The following is a 19,206-nucleotide window of genomic DNA, read 5'->3' as shown; positions in this document are numbered from 1 at the left end:
TTGCCGCAGCACGACCGCGCCGCATGAACGCGACGCCCGCCGCACCGACAACGAGCGCGGCGAGTACCAGCGCTGCCACCGCGGGCAGGCCGAGCCCGCCTTGCGACTTCATGTACGGCGCGCGGCGACCGGTGGCGTTCCTCACGCTCGCCCCCGACGTATCCGCCAGCGCCGCCGCGAACTGCGCGGCGCTCGCGAATCGGTCGGCCGGCAGCTTCTCCAGCGCCCGCAGCACCGCTCCGTCGACGTATGGAGGCACGGTGTGCCGCTGCTCCGTGATCGACGCCGGCGCCGCCGTCAGTACCTTGGCGACGATCGCCTGCGCCGTGCTCCCCGTGAAGGGCGGATCGCCCACCAGCATCTCGTAGAGCATCGCGCCCAGCGCGTACACGTCGCTCCGCGCCGAGATCTCCTTCTCCCCCATTGCCTGCTCGGGACTCATGTACGTGGGCGTGCCCAGCGACATCCCCGTCTCGGTCATCCGCGTGGCGCCGTCGCTGCGGCTCACCGCCAGCGCAATGCCGAAGTCGGCCACCAGCGCATGCCCGCCGTGCAGCAGCACGTTCTCCGGCTTGATGTCGCGGTGTATGATGCCGTGGCCGTGCGCGTATTCGAGCGCGTCGGCCACTTCGCTCGCGATGCGCACGGCATCGTCCACGGGGAGTTGCTTCTCGCGATCCAGCCGGTCGCGCAGCGACTCGCCCTCCACGTACGGCATCACGTAGTACACGAACCCGCCCGCCTCGCCGGAGTCGAACAGGGCGAGGATGTGCGGGTGCTGCAGGTTGGCGGTGGTCTTGATCTCGCTCAGGAACCGCTCGGCGCCGATCACGGCGGCCAGTTCCGGGCGCAGCACCTTGAGCGCGACCTTGCGGTCGTGCTTCAGGTCCTCGGCGAGATACACCGTGGCCATGCCACCCGCCCCGAGTTCGCGCTCGATGCGGTAGCGGTCGGCCAGCGCGGTACGGAAGCCTGTCGCGGCGTCGCTCAGGGGTTCTCCTTGGTGGACTGGACCGGCCTGCGAGATATGGAAATCGGACGCGACGGGCGCGTCCGATCAGGAAGTGGAACTTCGGGCAGTTTGGAGCCGACCGGTCAGGCGGGCGAGGGGGCGTGCAAGCCGGCCTGAACATGGGCCCCAAAGCCCCCCGGGGCAAGGACCACACTCCTATACAGTTGCGGATTTCAGTCTTGGGCGAAACCAAGCGCGCGCGCGACGCGCCCCTGTGCCCCATCCAGCGTCACGAACGAAATGGCCGCTGCGTCTCCGCCCACGTACAGTGCAGTGGCCAAGTGCCAGCAGTCGGCGCCGCGGACGTACCCCGCATCGAGCACCCGAGCGATCTCCGGCGTGAGGGGACGGTCGGGCACGATCCAGGAGACGGCCTGCAGCGCGGCGGCCGGCGCGTCACGCCCCTCTCGGAGGCAGGCGGCGCGCAGTTCGGCCTCCAGCAGATTGGACGCGACCAGGCGATCGAAGCCGCCGAGCCGCCGTGCCAATGTCGCCGCGCCCCGTTCACCGAACTCGAGCGCGACCAGGCACGACGTATCCACGTAGGCGACTCTCATCCGTCGCGATCGGCGAGGAACCGCTTGAGCGCGCCACGCTTCGGCGCTCCTGGTCGGAGTGCCGCCCGCGGATCCGCGGGCTCGACGAGGATGCCGCGTTCGCCGAGAGCCCTCAGTCGGGCACTCAGGTCCTCCGACTCGGCGGCGATGGGCCGGATCTCCACGGCCGGCTCGCCGTGCACGGTCACCACCACCGTGTGCCCTTCGCGCACGCGGCGCACGATGGCCGACAGCTTGGCCTTGGCTTCGTACAGCGAGTAGGTGTCGCGCATGCGCCAAACCTACGTCATATGGTCAGACTAGTCAAACCATTTTCTTTCGTGCCGGGGCCCTACGCACGGCGGGGCGGTCCCCGCCGTGGCCGCCCCGCCGCTTCATCCAGTCCTCCCATCCTACATCCTACCGCTGGTCCAGCACCCGCCCCGCGTTCAGGTTGTCCCAATTCATGATCGCGTTGAACACCAGCGCGTACGCTCCGATCGTCTCGCCACGATAGACGGGGTTGTTGGCGAACATCACGACGTGCCCCTTGCCCAGCGGCGCGTCCACGACCATCGCCCGCTGCGCGATGTCGCTGCCGCCGTCCAGCAACCCCGACACCAGCAGGTCGCGCTGGTCGGTGTAGCGGAGCACGACGCGCGGCCGCTGGTCGGGCGGAATGATGGCGAGCGGGTTGCGCAGCTGCTCATCGGTGATCGGCTGCGCCTGCCACGGTTGCACCCGCGGCCGGATGGGCGCCTCGAACTGCGGCGTCAGCGCCGGACGGCCCTGCACGCTCTCCTGGTCGTCGACCGTGCCGCGCCCCGTCTCGCGCGTCGCGCCGCCACCGCCACCCCGCCCGCCGAACCCGCCGCGGCCGCCCGCCATGTTGCTCACGCCGAACGTCTCCCCGTCGTCGCTGTAGACGGCCAGGCTGTCCCTGATGCCATACAGGATGGGACTCGCGCCATCCACGATCCGCGTGCGCAGGAGACTGCCCACCACTTCCTGCCCGCGCGGCCGGCTGTTGCTCACGCCGTTCGTGATTCCCATCTGGATGGCGAAATCGGCCGTGTTGACGGCCGTGATCAACAGCCCGCCCTTCTGCACGAAATCCTCGAGATGCTGCAACCCGTCCCAGCCGAGCCCGGGGCGGATGTCGTCGGTCTGCGCCCAGGTGCCGATGTTCGGCGTCTCGGGGCTCTGCTTCCACGGCATCGGGTTCCGCCACATCGGCATCCCGTTGATGATCGACATCGCGTTGCCGCCAGCCGGCGGGAAGACGATCACGTCGTACTTGGCATTGAGGTCCGCGATCTTCGCCACGTCCTGCGTGCTGATGTACTCGTACGGCACGTGCTGCTTGTCGAACGCCAGCCGCCACCACCCTTCGGTCTGCGTGCCCTGCCAGGTGTGCAGGATGGCGATGCGCGCCGCCCGCAGCGGATGGGTCTTCACGCTCGGCGCCGACGCCAACGCATACGCTTCGACGCCGAGTTCCTTGCCGGCCTTGTCGAGATCGTCGTGCGCCAGACCGCTCACCAGATACGACCCGCGCGCGAAGTGGTGGCCGCCGGCGCTGAACGTGTCTTCGGCCGCCTGGAAGTCGGCGTCCTTGAACCGATAGCGCAGGGTGGTCAGCGCGTTGTCGCCGTTGTTCTCGATGGCGTACACGCTTCCCGTTCCGTTCACGCCGCCCGGCGCCACGATGTCGCCGGTCACCTTGGTCATCGGCGCCTTGAGCACCGCCGTGTCCACCACGCGCACGCACTCGACGTCGAACCCCTCGGGAAAGCTCCACCCCGTATCGTCGTACGGATGCTTCTGCGGGTCGTTGGGCGACCAGAACTGATGGTCGAGCAGCGCATCGGCGATGCGCGAGTACGGCTGGTCCATGCGGATGATGTAGCTGCCCGCCGGGAAGGTGCGCGGCTCGGTGGGAATGGGCTTGGGTTGCACGGCCGTGTCGGCGGCCGAGCCGGGCGCCGGCGCGTTCGCATCACCCCCGCGGCCCCCGCGGCCGTTGCCGGCCGCCCGTTTCACCGGCACCTGCACGGTGAACGGCTCCGTGGCGCGCGAGATCTCCACGTGCTGCCGCTGCATCACGTGCAGCAGGTCGGCCTGCGAGCCGAGGCGTGGATCGTCGGCCGGCAGCACGTAGGCCGCCGGGCCCTCGGTGGTCGCCTTCTCGATGGACCGCTTGGCCTTGGTATAGAAGTTCTCGAGGAAGAGCTGCCGGTTGTTGGCGAAGTACTCGAGCGACACGAGCAGGCCCGTCTCTTCGTAGTTGTTGTTGTCGCGCAGCGACCACATCACGCGCGGCAGCGGCGGATCCTGGCGGTACCACGTCTTCTCGGTCTCGCTCGGGGACAACGTGCGTTCGAGCGTCTCGGCCGTGCCGCCGTTGCCGAACGTCTCGTAGAGGCGGCTGATGCCGTTGTGCATGGCGGCGATGAACATCAGGTAGCCGGGCGACCAGGTGTCGAAGTCGCCGTGCGCGAACACGCCGGGCATGCCGAAGCGCGTCATCTCCTGGACGTTGTTCCAGCCGATCATCTGCCATTCGTTGGCGAGCAGCGGGTCGATCCAGGCGTTGTACGGGCCGTCGCCGATCGTGTTGTCGTACAGGTACGGCACCGACTCGTGCAGGTCGTGCAGCACCTGCGCATTCCAGCCCACGTACGTGTTGAGCACGTTCTGCGTGAGATCGAGGCTGGCGTCCATGGCGTCGCGGTTGTTGTCGTGGGCGACGTAGTGGCCCCAGTAGATGAGGGGCGGCGGGGTCTCGCCCGGATGCGCCATGTGCCAGCGGACGAGATCCACCTCGCGATCGCGGCCGTCCACCTCGACGATCGGTGTTATTAGTGTAATAAGATGGTCGCGGATGTTGGCGATGTACGGGCTCTCGTCCACGGCCAGCCGGTAGGCCAGTTCCATGAGCGCCGTGGGCGCGCCCGATTCCGTGGAGTGGATGGTGCCGGTGATGTAGTAGACGGGCACGGTGCGTGGGATGAGCTGCTTGGCGGCCGCGTCGTTCATGCCGATCGTCCGCGGATCGGCGAGCTTGGCGAGATTGGCCCGGTTCTCGTCGAGGTTCTTCCAGACGGCTTCCGAGGCCACACCCACGGCGATCATCTCGCGTCCCTCCTCGGTGTGCCCGATGGTCCAGACGCGCACGCGCGGGCTCGCCTTGGCGAGCATGCGCATGTACGCGTACACCTGCGACGAGTACGGCAGGTTGTCCCTGGCGCCGGCGATGTCGCCGAGCTCGGCCATCGGCGTCGGGACGGTCTTCGACGCCGGCAGGTAGTTCACCAGCGGCGAGCTGAAGAACGGCTCGGTGGTGTACTCCGCGATCCTCGCGGTGTACGCCGAGTCGATGGGCTGGCGGGGATCGCGCCCCGGCACGATGCCGTGCAGTTCGCCCTGGGCGGCGGCCGGTTGGGCCGGCGCGGCGAGCGCGAGGAGAGCGAGTGCCGGGACGAGCGAGCGGAGCGGTATGCGCCTCATGGCGGACCTCGAGAGCGTGGGACGGAGCATCTGGATTCGCGTTCAAAAGCTGGTGCGCGGTACGTATTGGCGCCAGCCTTTTCGGGCCGAATGCCCCCGTTCTGGAACGGCGCGCCGGCGATATATTCCCCCCACCATGATTCTGGCCCTCCTCGGGGCGTTCCAGGTCGCCGCCGCGCGGCCGCCCGTCCCCACCCCCCTGATCTACAACGGCCGCGCCGGACAGACCGACGTCCGGGTCCCGCGGATCGACGCCACGGTCACGATCGACGGCAACCTCGACGAACCGGTGTGGCAACGGGCCGCCGTGCTCACCGGCTTTTCCGAGTACGCCCCCGCGGACCAGCGACCGAGTCCCGACTCCACCGACGTCCTGGTCTGGTACTCGGGCAACGCGATGTACTTCGGGATCAAGGCGTACGAACCGCACGGCGCCGTGCGCGCCACGCTCGCCGAGCGCGACAACGTGAGTTCGGACGACAACCTCGAGATTCACCTCGACACCTACGACCAGCGCACGCGCGCGTTCGTGTTCATCGTCAATCCGCTGGGCGTGCAGGCCGACGGCATCAAGAACGAACTCGGGGGCTTCACGCCCGGGTCGAACGTCATGCCCGGCCAGACCGACCTGAGCCCCGACTTCATCTGGGAATCGAAGGGCCGGGTGACGAGCTGGGGATACGAAGTGGAGGTCCGCATCCCGTTCAGCGCGCTCAGGTATCCGAGCGAGTCGGTGCAGACGTGGGGCCTCCAATTTCAACGCAACGTCCAGCACAACGGCTATACCGAGACCTGGACCGCCGCCCGCAAGGCGTCGGCGAGCTTCATCGCCCAGGAAGGGCAGCTCGTGGGGCTCACCGGCATGCACCACGGACACGTGGTGAGCGTGAACCCCGAACTCACCAACACGGTGAACGGTGTCCCCTGCTGCGCGCCGGCCGACAACGGCTGGCAGTACACCTCCAAGCCCCGCCTCGGCGGAAATCTCCGGTGGGCGATGGGCAGCAACTTCGTCCTCAATGGCACGATCCGGCCCGACTTCTCGCAGGTGGAGGCCGACGCCACGCAGATCGCGGCCGACGAACGGTTCGCTCTGTTCTACCCCGAAAAGCGGCCCTTCTTCGTGGAAGGCGCCGACCAATTCAACGTGCCCAACACGCTGCTCTATACCCGGACCATCGTGCAGCCCAACGAAGCGATGAAGCTTACGGGCAGGGTCGGGTCCACCGAAGTGGCCGTGCTCTCGGCGCTCGACGCGGGGAGCACGACGGCCACCGGTCAGGCGCCGCTCGTGGACATCGTGCGGCTGCTGCGCACCTTCGGCGACCAGAGCACGATGGGGATGATGTACAGCGAGCGCGTGGGCGGAGGCCGCGCGAACCGCGTCGTGGACGGCGACGTTCACTGGACGGTCGACCCGCGCACGTACGCGCAGTTCCAGGCGGTGATGAGCACGACCACGCAGAGCGGCGCCACCCAGGTCGCACCGATGTGGGAGGCGGTGCTCGACGGCACCGGGCGCCGCTTCGGGTTCCACTACAACGTGCTCGGCATCGGCAACGGGTTCGCGGCCGACAACGGATTCGTCCAGCGCACGGGGGTCGTGCAGCCGAGCATCAATAATCGGCTCTCGCTGTACGGCGCGCCGGGCGCCTTCATCGAACGGTTCAACGTCTATCTGCGGCAAGGGGCGACCTGGAACTACGACGATTTCTTCGCGGCCAAGAGCCTGCTCGAGGACTACTCCACCGCCAATTCGTCGTTCACGTTCCGCGGCGGATGGTCGTTGGGCGTGGCGCCGACCTACTCCAGCTACGCCTTCGATCAGGCGGCGTACGCGAACCTGTTCGTGCCGGTGGGAAACGCCGTGGTTCCGTTCCAGCCGTCGCCCCGCATCACGACGTTCACCACCAACGTCACGCTCGCCACGCCGCGGTTCGCCTGGTACGACGCATCGGCGGGTGTGACCGCGGGCAATGACGTGGACTTTCTGGAGACGTCCCGCGTACGCCGACTGACCTACAACGCGAGCCTGGACCTGCGACCGACCGAGCAGATACGGGTGAGTGCCACGTACCAGGCCAGCACCTTCACGCGGCGCAGCGACGGCGAGCGGACGACGGCGATGTACATCCCGCGGATCAAGGTCGAGTACCAGCTCACGCGGTCCATCTTCTTCCGGGTCGTGACGCAGTACACGGCCATGCGCCACGAGGCACTGCAGGATCCGCGCACGGGCCAGATACTGTTGCTCGGCTCGGCGCCGTCCACGCGGACCATCTCGGACTCGCTGCGCACCGATTGGCTGTTCTCGTATCGGCCGACGCCGGGCACGGTGTTCTACTTCGGATACGGCAACATGTTGACGGAGCCCCAACCCTTGCGGTTCACGCAGCTGCGGCGCGCGAACGATGGATTCTTCATCAAGGCCAGTTATCTGTGGCGGGTGCTGGGGGAAGCTCGGTAGGACGGTTGGACGGCGGGACGGAACGACGGGGCGCGACGCTCCGGCGGCGGCGTGCTGCGGTCCTACGGCTGGCGCAGAAATCGCTCGGCGAGGGTGACCGTACGCTCGTCGCCCTCGCGCTGGGCGCGATCGAGCAGCTTCCGCACGTGCGGTCTGAGCTTCTGCTCGCCCCACGCATACCCGGTGGCTTGTTCGGCGCTCAATGAGTCACCCACGTTGGCCCCTTCGAGCAGCGCCGAGGCGGCGGCCTCGTCGTAGCCCGGATCGTCGCGCGGGGGCAGCACGTAGCGGCGTTCGGGTTCGTTGGCGTCTTCGTTGACGAATGCGCGGGACATGGAATAACAGTAGATGGGTAGGAGCGGAGAAGGGTAGGCGGGATGCCTGCCTCCCGCTGCCCACGCGCCTACCCCCCTCCCCTCCTGCTCTTGACTTTTTCCCCTGCCGCTCCCAGTGTATTAGTTACCTAGTTCACTAGTTTCCCATATGCTGATCACCGTCGACCCCGCCGACCCACGCCCCATCTACGTCCAGATCATGGACGAGGTGCGCCGTGCGTTGGTCGTGGGCACGCTCGCCGCCGATGACGCCCTGCCCTCCGTGCGCCAACTCGCCGTGGACCTGCGCGTCAACCCCAACACGGTGGCCCAGGCCTACCGCGAACTCGAACGCGACGGGGTGGTGCACGTGAAGCGGGGGCAGGGCACGTTCGTGAACGACGTCGGCGTCAACGGAAGACAGAAGCGCACCCTTGCCCGTGAAGTCGCCGCGCGCGCGCTCCGCGACGCGCACCGCAACGGGCTGGGTGCCGACGAACTGATCAGGGCCATTCAGACGGCTGCCAATAAATCCAACGGATAGGACTGCCGATGATGAATCCACTTCCCACCAGGCTGGCGGACGGACCCATGGCCGTCGCCACGCACGGACTCACCAAGCGGTTCGGCCGGCTGACCGCGCTCGACGCCCTCGACCTCCAGGTGCCGGAAGGCGCGGTGTACCTGCTGATCGGACCCAACGGCGCCGGCAAGAGCACGACCCTCCGCGTCCTGCTCGATCTCGTCCGCGCCGACGCCGGTTCGGCGTCGGTCTTCGGGCTCGACGTGGGGACCGACGGGCCGCGGATACGGGCCAACGTGGGCTACGTCCCCGAACACCACGACTGGGGCTACGCGTGGATGCGCGCCGGGCAGCTGCTGCGCCACCACGCCGAGTACTTCCCGGCATGGGACGAGGCGTACGCATTGCGCCTGGCGGCACTGTTCGAAGTCGATCTGGCCCGCAAAGTGGGCGAACTTTCCAAAGGGCAGTCGCGGCGCGTGCACCTCGTCATGGCGCTGGCCCACCGCCCGCCGCTGCTGCTGCTCGACGAGCCGATCGACGGTCTGGATCCGATCATGCGCGACGAAACGCTGGGCGTGCTCGCGGATCACCTGAGTGATTCGCCGACGACCGTCCTGATCTCCACGCACCACGTGGACGAGATCGACAGCCTGGTGGACCACGTGGGCGCGATGCGCGCCGGCGAGTTGCGCGCACAGCTCTCTCTGGCCGACCTGCACGCCGGCCTGCGCCGCTATCGCGCGGGCGTGCCCGACGGATGGAGGGGGGTGCCGACGCTCAACGGCGCCGTGCTGCGCCGTACGGAGGGGCCGCGCGAGGTACAGTGGACGGTGTGGGGCCGCGAACCGGAGATCACCGATCAGCTCACGCGCGCCGGCGCGACCGTGCGCGACGTGGCGCCGGTAACGCTGCACGAGGCCACGCTGGCGCTGCTCAACCCCAAGGCGGACCAGGTATGACGACGATCACATTGCACGATACGCCGGAGTGGACGGCGGTCCTCCGCCAACAGTTGCGGGCGGTGGGCGGGTCCATGCGGACGGCCGCGCTCATCCTGCTCGGTCTCGCCGTGGTGTGCTGGGTCGCCACCGGCCTGGCGACGGTGCAGGAAACGGCGTGGGCGGTCCCTCCTCCGGGGTTCGCCTTCGACCCGGCTATGACGTTTCCCGTATTTCTGCTCGGGATGTTTGCCGCGGCCAGCGTGTGGCAGCGCGAGGAGCCCTCGCGACGCGGCTACCACCTCGGAATGCCGATGTCCGCCGCCCCGCACACGGCCATTCGCGCGTTGGCCGGTTGGGCGTGGTGCATGGTAGCTGTCGCGGGGTATTGGATCACCCTCTGGACCGTGGGAGGGACCATCGTCCTGATCGGCAAGGGTTCTTTCCAAGCCAACCTCACCACCTGGCTGTTTCTCGAACCGTTCGCCGCGGCCACGATGACCTACCTGCTCGCGTCGATCGTGATGATCGCCACGGAGCACCCGGGGGCGTGGATCGTCTCCGTGCCCGTGGGCCTGACCATCCTGTTCCAGCTTCCAGCCATGTACCACGCCCGCGCCGCGGTCGAGTTGTCTCGCCGAATCCTCGACTCGCCGTTCAGTCCCGTCGTTCCCATTTGGGCGGTCTACCGGACCGTTTCCGCCGACAACCGTCAGTGGGTGATCCACTGGGACCGCGGAGTGGCCGGCACGGCAATCTGGACGACGATCGGACTGATCGGCGTGTGGCTCGCCGCGCATCGCCAGTCGCACACCACGAAGTAGTTGCTCGGGGGGCGACGGTCCGGCGGTCCGACGGCAGGACCGTCGGACGGTCAGGAACCGACCCCCTAGTCCCCCCGCAGCGCGTCCGCCGGATCCAACGCCGCCGCCCGACGCGCGGGGAGCCAGCACGACAGCGCGGCGATGCCCAGGAAGATCACGGCGATCGCCACGAACGTGATCGGGTCCGTGGGCGCCACGCCAACCAACATGCTCCGCATGGAGCGCGTGAGCGCCAGCGCCGCGGCCACGCCGAGCGCCACGCCGACCACGCCGAGTCGCATCCCCTCGCCGACCATCTGCGCGAAGATGCGCCCCTTGGGCGCGCCGAACGCCATCCGCACCCCGATCTCGGCGGTGCGCTGACGGACGATGGTGGACAACACGCCGTACAGCCCCACGGCGGCGAGCACGAGGGCAATCACGGCAAAGGCACCGACCAGGACGAGCGCGAATCGCGTGGGGGCGCGCGCGTCGCGCAGGTATTCACCCATCGGTTTCATGGCGACGATCGGAATCTTCGGGTCGATCTGCGCGATGGTGGATCGCACCGTCGACTCCAGTCGCGCCGGATCGCCGGACGTGCGCACGATCCACGTCGCGATTCCGAAGCCGATCTCACCGTCGGTCACGTACATCTGCTCCGGCCCATCCGACGCCGGCGAGTCGCGCCGCACCTGATCCACCACCCCGATCACATCCACCCACTCCGGATCGTCGCTGCGATAGCGAACGTAGAGCCGCTTCCCCACCGCGGACTGTCCCGGAAATGCTCTGGCCGCGAGCGCCCGATCGATCACGACCGATGTCGACGTCGGCACGTTGTCGGCCTCGGTGAACGTGCGCCCGGCCAACACCCTCGTGTGCATGACGCGGAAGTATCCCGGCGTCACGATGCCGAGGTCGGCTTCCCGGAACGCCGCGGGATCATTGACGGCGGTCTCGGTGCCCCAGCGCGCCGTGGCGTCGCCGCCGCTGAACGGCACCGGAGTGCCGGCCGCGACGCCGGTGACCCCCGGCATCCCGGCGAGCCGCTCCTGCATCAGGCGGCTGAATGCCGCCCGCGCCTCTGGGGGGCCGCCCGCCGGACTCCGCGCCTGGAAGGTCAGGAGCCCCTGCGAATCGAAGCCGGGATCCGCCCGCGTCAACACGGCGAAGCTGCGCAGCATGAGTCCGCTCCCCACCAGCAGCACGAACGCCAGAGCCACCTCAGCGGTCACGACCCCGTTGCGCAACGCGCGCCCGGCCCCCAGCTCAGACGTCCGGCTGCTCGAACGCAACACGCGCACGATGTCCGGACGCGACGCCCGCAACGCCGGCACGACTCCGAACACGGCCGCAGCCAGCACGCCGGCGCCGATGCTGAACGCGAGCGCCGTCGGGTCGATGGCCACGCGGCCGATCGTCGGCAGATCCTGGGGGCCGATGGCGACCAGCAGCTTCACGCCCAGGGCGGCGAGTCCGATGCCCAGCAGGGCGCCGCCCGCGGAGAGCAGCACGGCCTCCGCGAGCATCTGGCGCATCAGCCGCGTGCGGCTGCCGCCGAGCGCCGCGCGGACGGCCAACTCGCGCTCGCGACGGGACGTGCGCACGAGCAGGAGGTTCGCCACGTTGGCACAGGCGATGAGGAGCACGAACGTCACGCCGCCCATGAGGGCGAGGATGGCCGAACGCGCGTCGGCCACCATCTCCTGGTGCATCGGCACGACGCGCAGCCGGAACCCGGCGGTCTGCTTGATCGGGACGAGCGCGTTGAGGTCCGTGGCCACGGTGTTCATCTGCGACTGAGCGGCCGACGCCGAAACGCCGGGCCTCATGCGGGCCACGGCGCGCCACCCCACGTTGATGTGCGATGCGGTGGCCCAGTCGATGCGCGCGGCGAGGTACACGTCCGGCGTGCGCTCAACGTGAAAACTCGGCGGAAACAGCAGCTCGAGGCCGGGTGGCGCGATGCCGACCACCTCGGCGCGCGCGGGACCGACGGGGATCACCGTCCCCACCACCGCGCGATCGCCGCCGAAACGACGCTGCCAGTATCCGTAGGCAAGGATGGCGACCGGCGGGGGCGGGGGCGTGCTCGACGCCACCGGCCGGCCGTCGGGACCGAGCGTGATCTGAGGCGCCGTGCCGTCGGCATCGCTGAAGTCGCGCCCCGCCACGACATGCTCGCCGAGCACGCTCAGGAGGTTCGTCGTGACCTGCGCGCCGCGGATCTGTTCGGTGTTGCCCTTGTCATCCACGGTCGGGATTCGGAACGTCGTGAGCGCGGCGATCCCCGAGAACAGTGTCCCCCCGTCGCGCATCTGCTTGACGTCACCCGGCGCCAGCGGAAAATCGTTCACGTCCCGCGCCACCATGTCCGACGTGATGACGACGAGACGGTCCGCGTCGGCGTACGGCAGCGGGCGCAGCAGCACCGCGTTCACCACGCTGAAGATCGCGGTGGTGGCGCCGATCCCGAGGGCGAGCGTGATCAGCGCCGTGATCGTGAACCCTGGATTCTTGCGAAGGGAACGGGCGGCGTACGCGAGGTCGCGGAACATGGCGGGCGTCCGGGCTGGAAACGATGGTGAGACAATGTGACCAGCCAAAGCGTTGCCCGCCAACATACCCGTACGGCGGCAGGGAGGCGACGGCGACGCCGTCCAGCGCCCTCCCGCCCTACCGACTCATGAAGCAGATCCCAATCGCATCCACGTCTCCACGACGGTATCCGGATTCAGCGAGATCGTCTGGATGCCCTCGTCCATCAGCCATCTGGCGAAGTCGGCGTGATCGGACGGACCTTGCCCGCAGATGCCGATGTACTTGCCCAGCCGGTTGCAGGCCGAGATCGACATGGAGAGGAGCTTCTTCACCGCCGGGTCGCGCTCGTCGAACCCCTGGGCCACGAGCCCCGAGTCGCGATCCAGCCCCAGCGTGAGCTGCGTGAGGTCGTTGGACCCGATCGAGTAGCCGTCGAAGTATTCCAGGAACTCGTCGGCGAGCAGCGCGTTGGACGGGATCTCGCACATCATGATCAGTCGCAGCCCGTTCTCCCCGCGCTCCAGCCCGTGCTCCGCGAGCAACTCCACCACGCGCTTGGCCTCGCTCACCGTGCGCACGAAGGGAATCATCAGTTCCACGTTCGTGAACCCCAACTCGTCGCGCACGCGCTTCATGGCGCGGCACTCCAACTCGAAGCAGTCGCGGAAGCTCTCGGCCACGTAGCGCGACGCGCCGCGGAACCCGAGCATCGGGTTCTCCTCCTCGGGCTCGTACATCTCCCCGCCCAGCAGCTTGCGATACTCGTTGGACTTGAAGTCCGACAACCGCACGATGACCGGCTTGGGGTAGAACCCCGCGGCGATGGTGGCCACGCCCTCCACCAACTTGTCCACGAAGAAGGCTTCGGGGCTGGCATACCCGCGCGCCCGGCGCGTGATCTCCTCGCGCAGCGTCTCGCGTACGTGCTCGATGTCGAGAATCGCCTTGGGATGGATGCCGATGACGTTGTTGATCACGAACTCCAGCCGCGCCAGCCCCACGCCGGCGTTGGGGATCTGAGCAAACTCGAATGCCAGTTCGGGATTGCCCACGTTCATCATGATCTTGGCGGGCAGCGAGGGGAGATTGCCCACGTCCGTGCGCACGACCTCGAACTCGAGGGCGCCGCGATAGACGTACCCGGTGTCGCCCTCCGCGCAGCACACCGTCACCGGCTCGTCTTCTTCGAGCGTGGAGGTGGCGTTGCCCGTGCCGACGATGGCCGGAATGCCCAGTTCGCGCGCGATGATCGCGGCATGGCAGGTGCGACCCCCACGATTGGTGACGATCGCCGACGCGCGCTTCATCACCGGCTCCCAGTTGGGATCGGTCATGTCGGTGACCAGAATGTCGCCGGCCTGCACGCGGTCCATCTCCTTGGCGGTCTTGACCACGCGTACCGGCCCCCGCCCGATCTTCTGCCCGATGGCGCGTCCCTTCACGAGCACCTTGCCGTGCTGCTTGAGCCGGTACTTCTCGGTCACCCGGCCGGCGCCGTGCGACTTGACGGTCTCGGGACGCGCCTGGAGCACGTACAGCTTGCCGTCGTCCCCGTCGCGTCCCCACTCGATGTCCATCGGCCGGCCGTAGTGTTGCTCGATGATCACCGCATAGCGCGCCAGCTCGAGCACATCGGCATCGCTGATCGCGAATCGGTACCGCTCGTTTTCCGGCACGTCCACCGTGTCCGTGCTCTTGCCCGCCTCGCGGTTGTCGGTGAACACCATCTTGATGAGCTTGGAGCCAAGGCTGCGCCGCACGATGGACGGCTTGTCCAGGGCCAGCGTGGGCTTGTGCACGTAGAACTCGTCGGGGTTCACCGCCCCCTGCACCACCGTCTCACCCAGCCCGTAGCTGGCCGTGATGAACACCACCTGGTCGAACCCCGACTCGGTGTCGAGCGTGAACATGACGCCGGACGCTCCGCGGTCGGAGCGCACCATACGCTGGACGCCCACCGACAGCGCCACATCGGCGTGCGCGAATCCTTTGTGCACGCGATATGCGATCGAGCGGTCGGTGTAGAGCGACGCGAAGGTATCGTGCACCGCCCCCACGATGTTCTCGTAGCCGTGGATATTCAGGAACGTCTCCTGCTGGCCGGCGAACGACGCGTCGGGCAGGTCCTCGGCGGTGGCCGACGACCGCACGGCGAACGACGCATTGCGGCCGCTTCCCGCGGCCAGCGTCTCGTACGACGTCTTGATCTCGGCGGCCAGCCGCTCGGGCAGCGGAGTGGCGAGGATCCACTGGCGGATCTCCGCCCCCTTCGCGGCCAGCGTGTTGACGTCGTTGACATCGAGCCCATCGAGGGACTTGGCAATGCGGGCGGCAAGCCCATTCTGGGCCAGGAAATCGCGGAACGCGACGGCCGTGGTGGCGAATCCGCCGGGCACCCGCACTCCCGAGGCAGCCAGTTGCGCGATCATCTCGCCCAGGGAGGCGTTCTTGCCTCCCACCTGGTCGATATCGGTCATGCGGAGGCTTTCGAACGGGATCACATAGGGAGGCGTGTTTCGTGTCATGGATCGCAACCTGTCGTCGTCATTGGAGTTCGGAGTGGCGATGCAGTTACAATTAGTCTAACCGATTTCCGCGAGATCTCCGGATCATGACCGCTACACGCACGGTTTTCTTCATTTCTGACGGTACCGGACTCACCGCCGAATCGCTGGGCCACAGCCTGATGTCGCAGTTCGAGGGAATCGCCTTCCGGCAGGTGCGCATTCCGTTCGTGGACAGCACGGAGAAGGCGATGGAATGCCTGGCCCAGGTCCGCGCCGCCCGCACCCTGGACGGCGTGCGCCCCGTGGTGATCTCGACCTTGGTGAACCCCGAGTTGTCGCAGCGGCTGCGCGAGGCCGACGCCCTGATCCTCGACTTCTTCGAGACGTTCATCGCGCCGCTGGAGTCAGAATTCCACGCCCGCAGTTCCCATGCCATCGGGAAATCCCGCAAGGTAGCTACCAGTCTCGACTACACGAACCGCATCGAGGCCGTGAACTTCGCCCTGGCCCACGACGACGGGGTGTCGAGTCTCGGCCTGGACGACGCGGACATCATCCTCGTGGGGGTGTCGCGCAGCGGCAAGACACCGACCAGCCTGTATCTGGCGCTCCAATTCAGCGTGAAGGCCGCCAATTTTCCCCTGATTCCCGAGGATTTCGAGCGGAAAAAGCTGCCCGATGACCTGAATCGGCACCGGGAGAAGCTGTTCGGGTTGTCCATCAGCGCGGATCGGCTGCACCGCATCCGCGAGGCACGCCGCCCGGCGAGCGACTATTCCTCGCTCGCCAACTGCCGCTACGAGGTGGAAGCGGCCCAGCGCATGATGACCCGCGAGGGCATTCGCTGGCTCGACTCGTCGACGAAGTCGATCGAGGAGTTGTCGGCGACGATCATACAGATCGCGAAGTTGGATCGACCCTCGTATTGATTACTGGGAGTCGGTGAGTCGCTGGAACGCCGCTTCGCAGTGTGAACGCCGCATTGCTCCCCTCGACCACGCGCCGGGCCGGGAAGCGCCCGCCAGGGCGTCCTCGGACTGGCGCCCCGGACCCGCGGCCCATACTGATTGGCCCATGTATTCCACCTGCATCTTCTGTCAGGCCGCGCTCGGCGAGAACGAGGTGGTCGAGCGCTTCCCGGTGGGGCGGCGGCTGGCGTTCGATCCCGCCAAGGGACGGCTCTGGGTGGTGTGCCGGAAGTGCGAGCGGTGGAACCTGACCCCAATCGAGGAACGGTGGGAGGCGATCGAGGAATGCGAGCGATGGTACCGCGACACGACGCGCCGCGTGGCCACCGAGAACGTCGGCCTCTGCCGCCTGGCCGAAGGCACCGAGTTGGTCCGCATCGGCGCGCCGCAGCGTCCCGAGATGGCGGCGTGGCGCTACGGCGATCAGTTCGGCCGGCGGCGCCTCCGGTCGCTCGGATTGACGGCCGGGGCCGCGGTCGGCGGCGGCGGACTCTGGTTCGGGGCCGCGGCGTTCGCGTCGATCGGCGCCGTGTCGCTGGCCCTGCAGGTGGGCGTCGTGGGCTACTCGCATTATGGCAGGACCTACCCCGTCACGAGCCTGCGGCTCCCCGACGGCCAGGTTGCGCCGATCTCCCCGCTCAATCTGGTCTCCCTGCTCCTCGCGCCCGACGGCGACGGGGGGTGGACGCTGTCCGTGCCCCACCGATCGCCCGACCCGAAGGCCCGCCGGTTTCGCCTGGACATGCTGACCATGCTCGGCCCGCTGCAGGCATACCGGCGCATGTTTCGCTCGGACCCGACCGTGTTCCGCGGCGACGACGCGCTGCGGGCGCTCAGCACGCTCCTTCCCCACGTGAATCGCATGGGGGCCGGCCGGCGGCGCGTCCGCGACGCGGTTGCCCTCCTCGACCGCGACCCCACGTCGCAGGCCCTGCTCCAGCGCATCGGGACCTTGCGGCCGTGGAGCCACACCGGCCCCGAGTCGACGCTCCGCGGCATCCAGCCAGAATTCCGGCTGGCCCTCGAGATGGCGCTGCACGAGACCGAGGAGCGCCGCGCCCTCGAGGGCGAGCTGGCGGTTCTCGAGGAGCGGTGGCGCGAGGCCGAGGAAATCGCGGCGATCAGCGACTCCCTCCTCCTGCCGGAGAGCGTCGGCGAGCGCCTCCGCCGCTGGACCGCCGGCCGCCCGTCCCGATAGGGCGCGCGCGGATCCGCTCGTCACGCTCCGGGAGGAGTAAGCGGCGCGATCGGGGGCGCTACCTCCCGCCCAACCGCGACCCCTTGCCCGCGCCGATTGGAATTTCCTGAGGCACCGCCTCGCCGTCGTGCCGCGGGTCGCTGGCGCCGTAGTGCACGCCGCCAGCTGTGCCCATCAGCGCCTGGCCCCATCCGAAGTGGCCGGTGCGCGGGCCGTAGAGCGTGAGGTCGTAGCCCATCGCCGACAGCGAGTCGCGCACGGCCTCGGGGACGCGCGACTCGATGTCGAAGCTGCATCCCGAGAACCCGGGCTTCGTGAACCGCCCGGCCGAGAGCGCCTGCTGGATGTTCATCCCGTAGTCGGCCACGTCGGCCACGAACTGCGCGTGGGCCTGCGCCTGGTTCCAGCCCCCCATGATGCCGAAGCCGATCCGGACGCTGTCCTTCTCCATGAACCCCGGCATGAGCGTGTGCAACGGCCGCTTGTGCGGCGCGAGCGTATTGGCCATGTCGGGCTGCAGGGTGAACAGCGACCCGCGATCCTGCAGTACGAATCCCGCGCCCCCGGGCACGAGGCCCGACCCGAACTCCTCGTAGTTGCTCTGGATGAGCGACACGATGTTGCCGTCCTTGTCGATCGCGGTGAGGTAGATGGTGTCGCCCCCCTTCTTGTCGGTGATCGACGAGAACTCGGACGGCGGCTCGCTGCACGTCGCCTTCGCGGGATCGATCAGCGCGGCGCGCGCCGCCGCGTGCGCGGGGTCGAGCATCCGGTCCACCGGCACGTTCGCCAGCCGCGGATCGCCGACGTACCGCAGCACGTCGGCGTACGCCAGTTGCTTGGCCTCCATCATGACGTGCAGGCCCATCGTGGAATGGAAGCCGTAATCGGCCATCGGAAAGTGCGACATCATCTGCAGCATCATCAGGGCGCCGATGCCCTGGCTGTTGGGCGGCAACTCGTACACCGTCCACCCGCGATACTCCACGTGCAGCGGAGTCACCCACTGCGGCTGGAAGTCGGCGAGGTCGGCGGCCGTCATCGTGCCGCCGTACCGCCGCTCGGTGGCGAGGATGGCTTGGGCGGTGGGCCCGGTGTAGAACCCGCTGCGTCCGTGCTCTGCGATGCGCGTGAGGGTCTGCGCGAGATCGGGGTTGCGGAAGATCTCTCCTTCGCGCGGCGTGTGGCCGTCGATCTCGTACGTCGCCGCCGCCTCCCGCGTCGCGTCGAGCGCGCGCTTGTACCCGGCCCACGTCTCGGCGATGACCTGGGTGACGGGGAAGCCCTCTTTCGCGTAGGCGATAGCCGGCGCGAGCAGCGTCGACAACGGCAAGGTGCCGAATCGGTCGTGCAGGGCCTGCCAGCCGGCGACCGCCCCGGGCACGGTAACGCCCCAGATGCCGCGCAGCGGAATGCGCTCGATCCCCTTCGATTCGAGCAGGGCCGGCGTCATCCCGGTGGCCGACCAGCCGCTGGAGTTGAGCCCGTACAGCTTGCCGGTTTTCGCGATGTAGACGATGGCGAACAGGTCACCGCCCACGCCGTTCATCGCCGGCTCCATGAGGCCGTTGGCCGCATTCGCGGCGATCGCGGCGTCCACCGCGTTGCCGCCGAGCTCGAGCATATGCACCCCGGCGCGGGCCGCGAGCGGCTGACTGGCGGCCACGATGCCATATTTCGTGATCACCATGGAGCGCTCGGCGATCGGCAGCGGCTGGCCGTGGGCGGGCATGGCGGGCAGTCCGCGCTGGGCGGCGGCGGGCCTGGCAACAGCGATCGTGGCGAGTGCGACCGCGATGGCGGCGAAGCGGGCGCGAGACGGGTGGAGACGGGTCATGAGAGGAGTAGGAGAGTAGGACGGTAGGAAGGTCGGAGAGTAGGAG

14 protein-coding genes are annotated in these 19,206 nt (G+C 68.3%); 6 read left to right on the top strand and 8 right to left on the bottom strand.

Annotated elements, in window-relative coordinates; genetic code table 11:
* The 4 genes from VNF92_05260 to VNF92_05245 form a co-directional block, all read right to left on the bottom strand.
* The coding region (locus VNF92_05260; GenBank protein HVA57276.1) for a serine/threonine-protein kinase at positions 1-913 on the bottom strand (913 nt) is incomplete at its 3' end.
* A 272-nt stretch (positions 914-1,185) separates the two neighbouring features.
* Complete coding sequence (locus VNF92_05255; GenBank protein ID HVA57275.1) at positions 1,186-1,569, bottom strand: PIN domain-containing protein; 384 nt, start codon at positions 1,567-1,569, stop codon at positions 1,186-1,188.
* A complete protein-coding gene (locus tag VNF92_05250; GenBank protein HVA57274.1) occupies positions 1,566-1,841 on the bottom strand; it encodes a type II toxin-antitoxin system prevent-host-death family antitoxin in 276 nt (91 codons plus the stop codon). Before VNF92_05250 ends, VNF92_05255 begins: the two co-directional genes overlap by 4 nt.
* Positions 1,842-1,968: 127 nt before the next feature.
* Positions 1,969-5,058: a M14 family zinc carboxypeptidase gene (locus VNF92_05245; GenBank protein ID HVA57273.1), complete on the bottom strand. Its 3,090-nt coding sequence runs from the start codon at positions 5,056-5,058 to the stop codon at positions 1,969-1,971.
* A gap of 136 nt (positions 5,059-5,194) precedes the next feature.
* Here VNF92_05245 and VNF92_05240 point away from each other — a divergent pair, with 136 nt between their 5' ends.
* Positions 5,195-7,525: a DUF5916 domain-containing protein gene (locus tag VNF92_05240; GenBank protein ID HVA57272.1), complete on the top strand. Its 2,331-nt coding sequence runs from the start codon at positions 5,195-5,197 to the stop codon at positions 7,523-7,525.
* Between the two features lie 62 nt (positions 7,526-7,587).
* On the opposite strand, the gene VNF92_05235 is transcribed toward VNF92_05240, so the two are convergent.
* Complete coding sequence (locus VNF92_05235; protein ID HVA57271.1) at positions 7,588-7,860, bottom strand: hypothetical protein; 273 nt, start codon at positions 7,858-7,860, stop codon at positions 7,588-7,590.
* A gap of 148 nt (positions 7,861-8,008) precedes the next feature.
* Between VNF92_05235 and VNF92_05230 the strand changes: the two genes are divergently transcribed.
* From VNF92_05230 to VNF92_05220, 3 genes are read left to right on the top strand one after another with little or no spacing between them, the layout of a single operon-like run.
* Positions 8,009-8,383, top strand: coding sequence for a GntR family transcriptional regulator (locus VNF92_05230; GenBank protein ID HVA57270.1), 375 nt, complete (start codon positions 8,009-8,011; stop codon positions 8,381-8,383).
* Positions 8,384-8,391: 8 nt separating this feature from the next.
* Positions 8,392-9,324 carry an ABC transporter ATP-binding protein gene (locus VNF92_05225; protein ID HVA57269.1) on the top strand — a complete coding sequence of 311 codons (933 nt, stop codon included), beginning with the start codon at positions 8,392-8,394 and terminating at the stop codon, positions 9,322-9,324.
* On the top strand, positions 9,321-10,127 hold the full coding sequence (locus tag VNF92_05220; GenBank protein ID HVA57268.1) for a hypothetical protein: 807 nt from the start codon (positions 9,321-9,323) through the stop codon (positions 10,125-10,127). Before VNF92_05225 ends, VNF92_05220 begins: the two co-directional genes overlap by 4 nt.
* Positions 10,128-10,192: 65 nt before the next feature.
* On the opposite strand, the gene VNF92_05215 is transcribed toward VNF92_05220, so the two are convergent.
* Together VNF92_05215 and ppsA are read right to left on the bottom strand one after the other, a co-directional pair.
* Entirely contained in the window at positions 10,193-12,667 is a 2,475-nt protein-coding gene (locus VNF92_05215; GenBank protein HVA57267.1) for an ABC transporter permease, read from the bottom strand.
* A 126-nt stretch (positions 12,668-12,793) separates the two neighbouring features.
* Positions 12,794-15,175 carry a phosphoenolpyruvate synthase gene (ppsA, locus tag VNF92_05210; GenBank protein ID HVA57266.1) on the bottom strand — a complete coding sequence of 794 codons (2,382 nt, stop codon included), beginning with the start codon at positions 15,173-15,175 and terminating at the stop codon, positions 12,794-12,796.
* Positions 15,176-15,261: 86 nt separating this feature from the next.
* Here ppsA and VNF92_05205 point away from each other — a divergent pair, with 86 nt between their 5' ends.
* Positions 15,262-16,086 (top strand): pyruvate, water dikinase regulatory protein, encoded by an 825-nt coding sequence (locus tag VNF92_05205; GenBank protein HVA57265.1) that lies wholly within the window; start codon positions 15,262-15,264, stop codon positions 16,084-16,086.
* A gap of 145 nt (positions 16,087-16,231) precedes the next feature.
* The gene (locus VNF92_05200) at positions 16,232-17,323 is read left to right on the top strand and encodes a hypothetical protein (GenBank protein ID HVA57264.1); all 1,092 of its coding nucleotides are present in this window, start codon (positions 16,232-16,234) and stop codon (positions 17,321-17,323) included.
* Between the two features lie 58 nt (positions 17,324-17,381).
* On the opposite strand, the gene ggt is transcribed toward VNF92_05200, so the two are convergent.
* On the bottom strand, positions 17,382-19,160 hold the full coding sequence (ggt, locus tag VNF92_05195; GenBank protein HVA57263.1) for a gamma-glutamyltransferase: 1,779 nt from the start codon (positions 19,158-19,160) through the stop codon (positions 17,382-17,384).
* Positions 19,161-19,206 lie beyond the last annotated feature (46 nt).

This window comes from Gemmatimonadaceae bacterium, assembly GCA_035533015.1.
Classification (GTDB): domain Bacteria; phylum Gemmatimonadota; class Gemmatimonadetes; order Gemmatimonadales; family Gemmatimonadaceae; genus JAGWRI01.
This window is presented reverse-complemented; position numbering and strand designations above follow the sequence as displayed.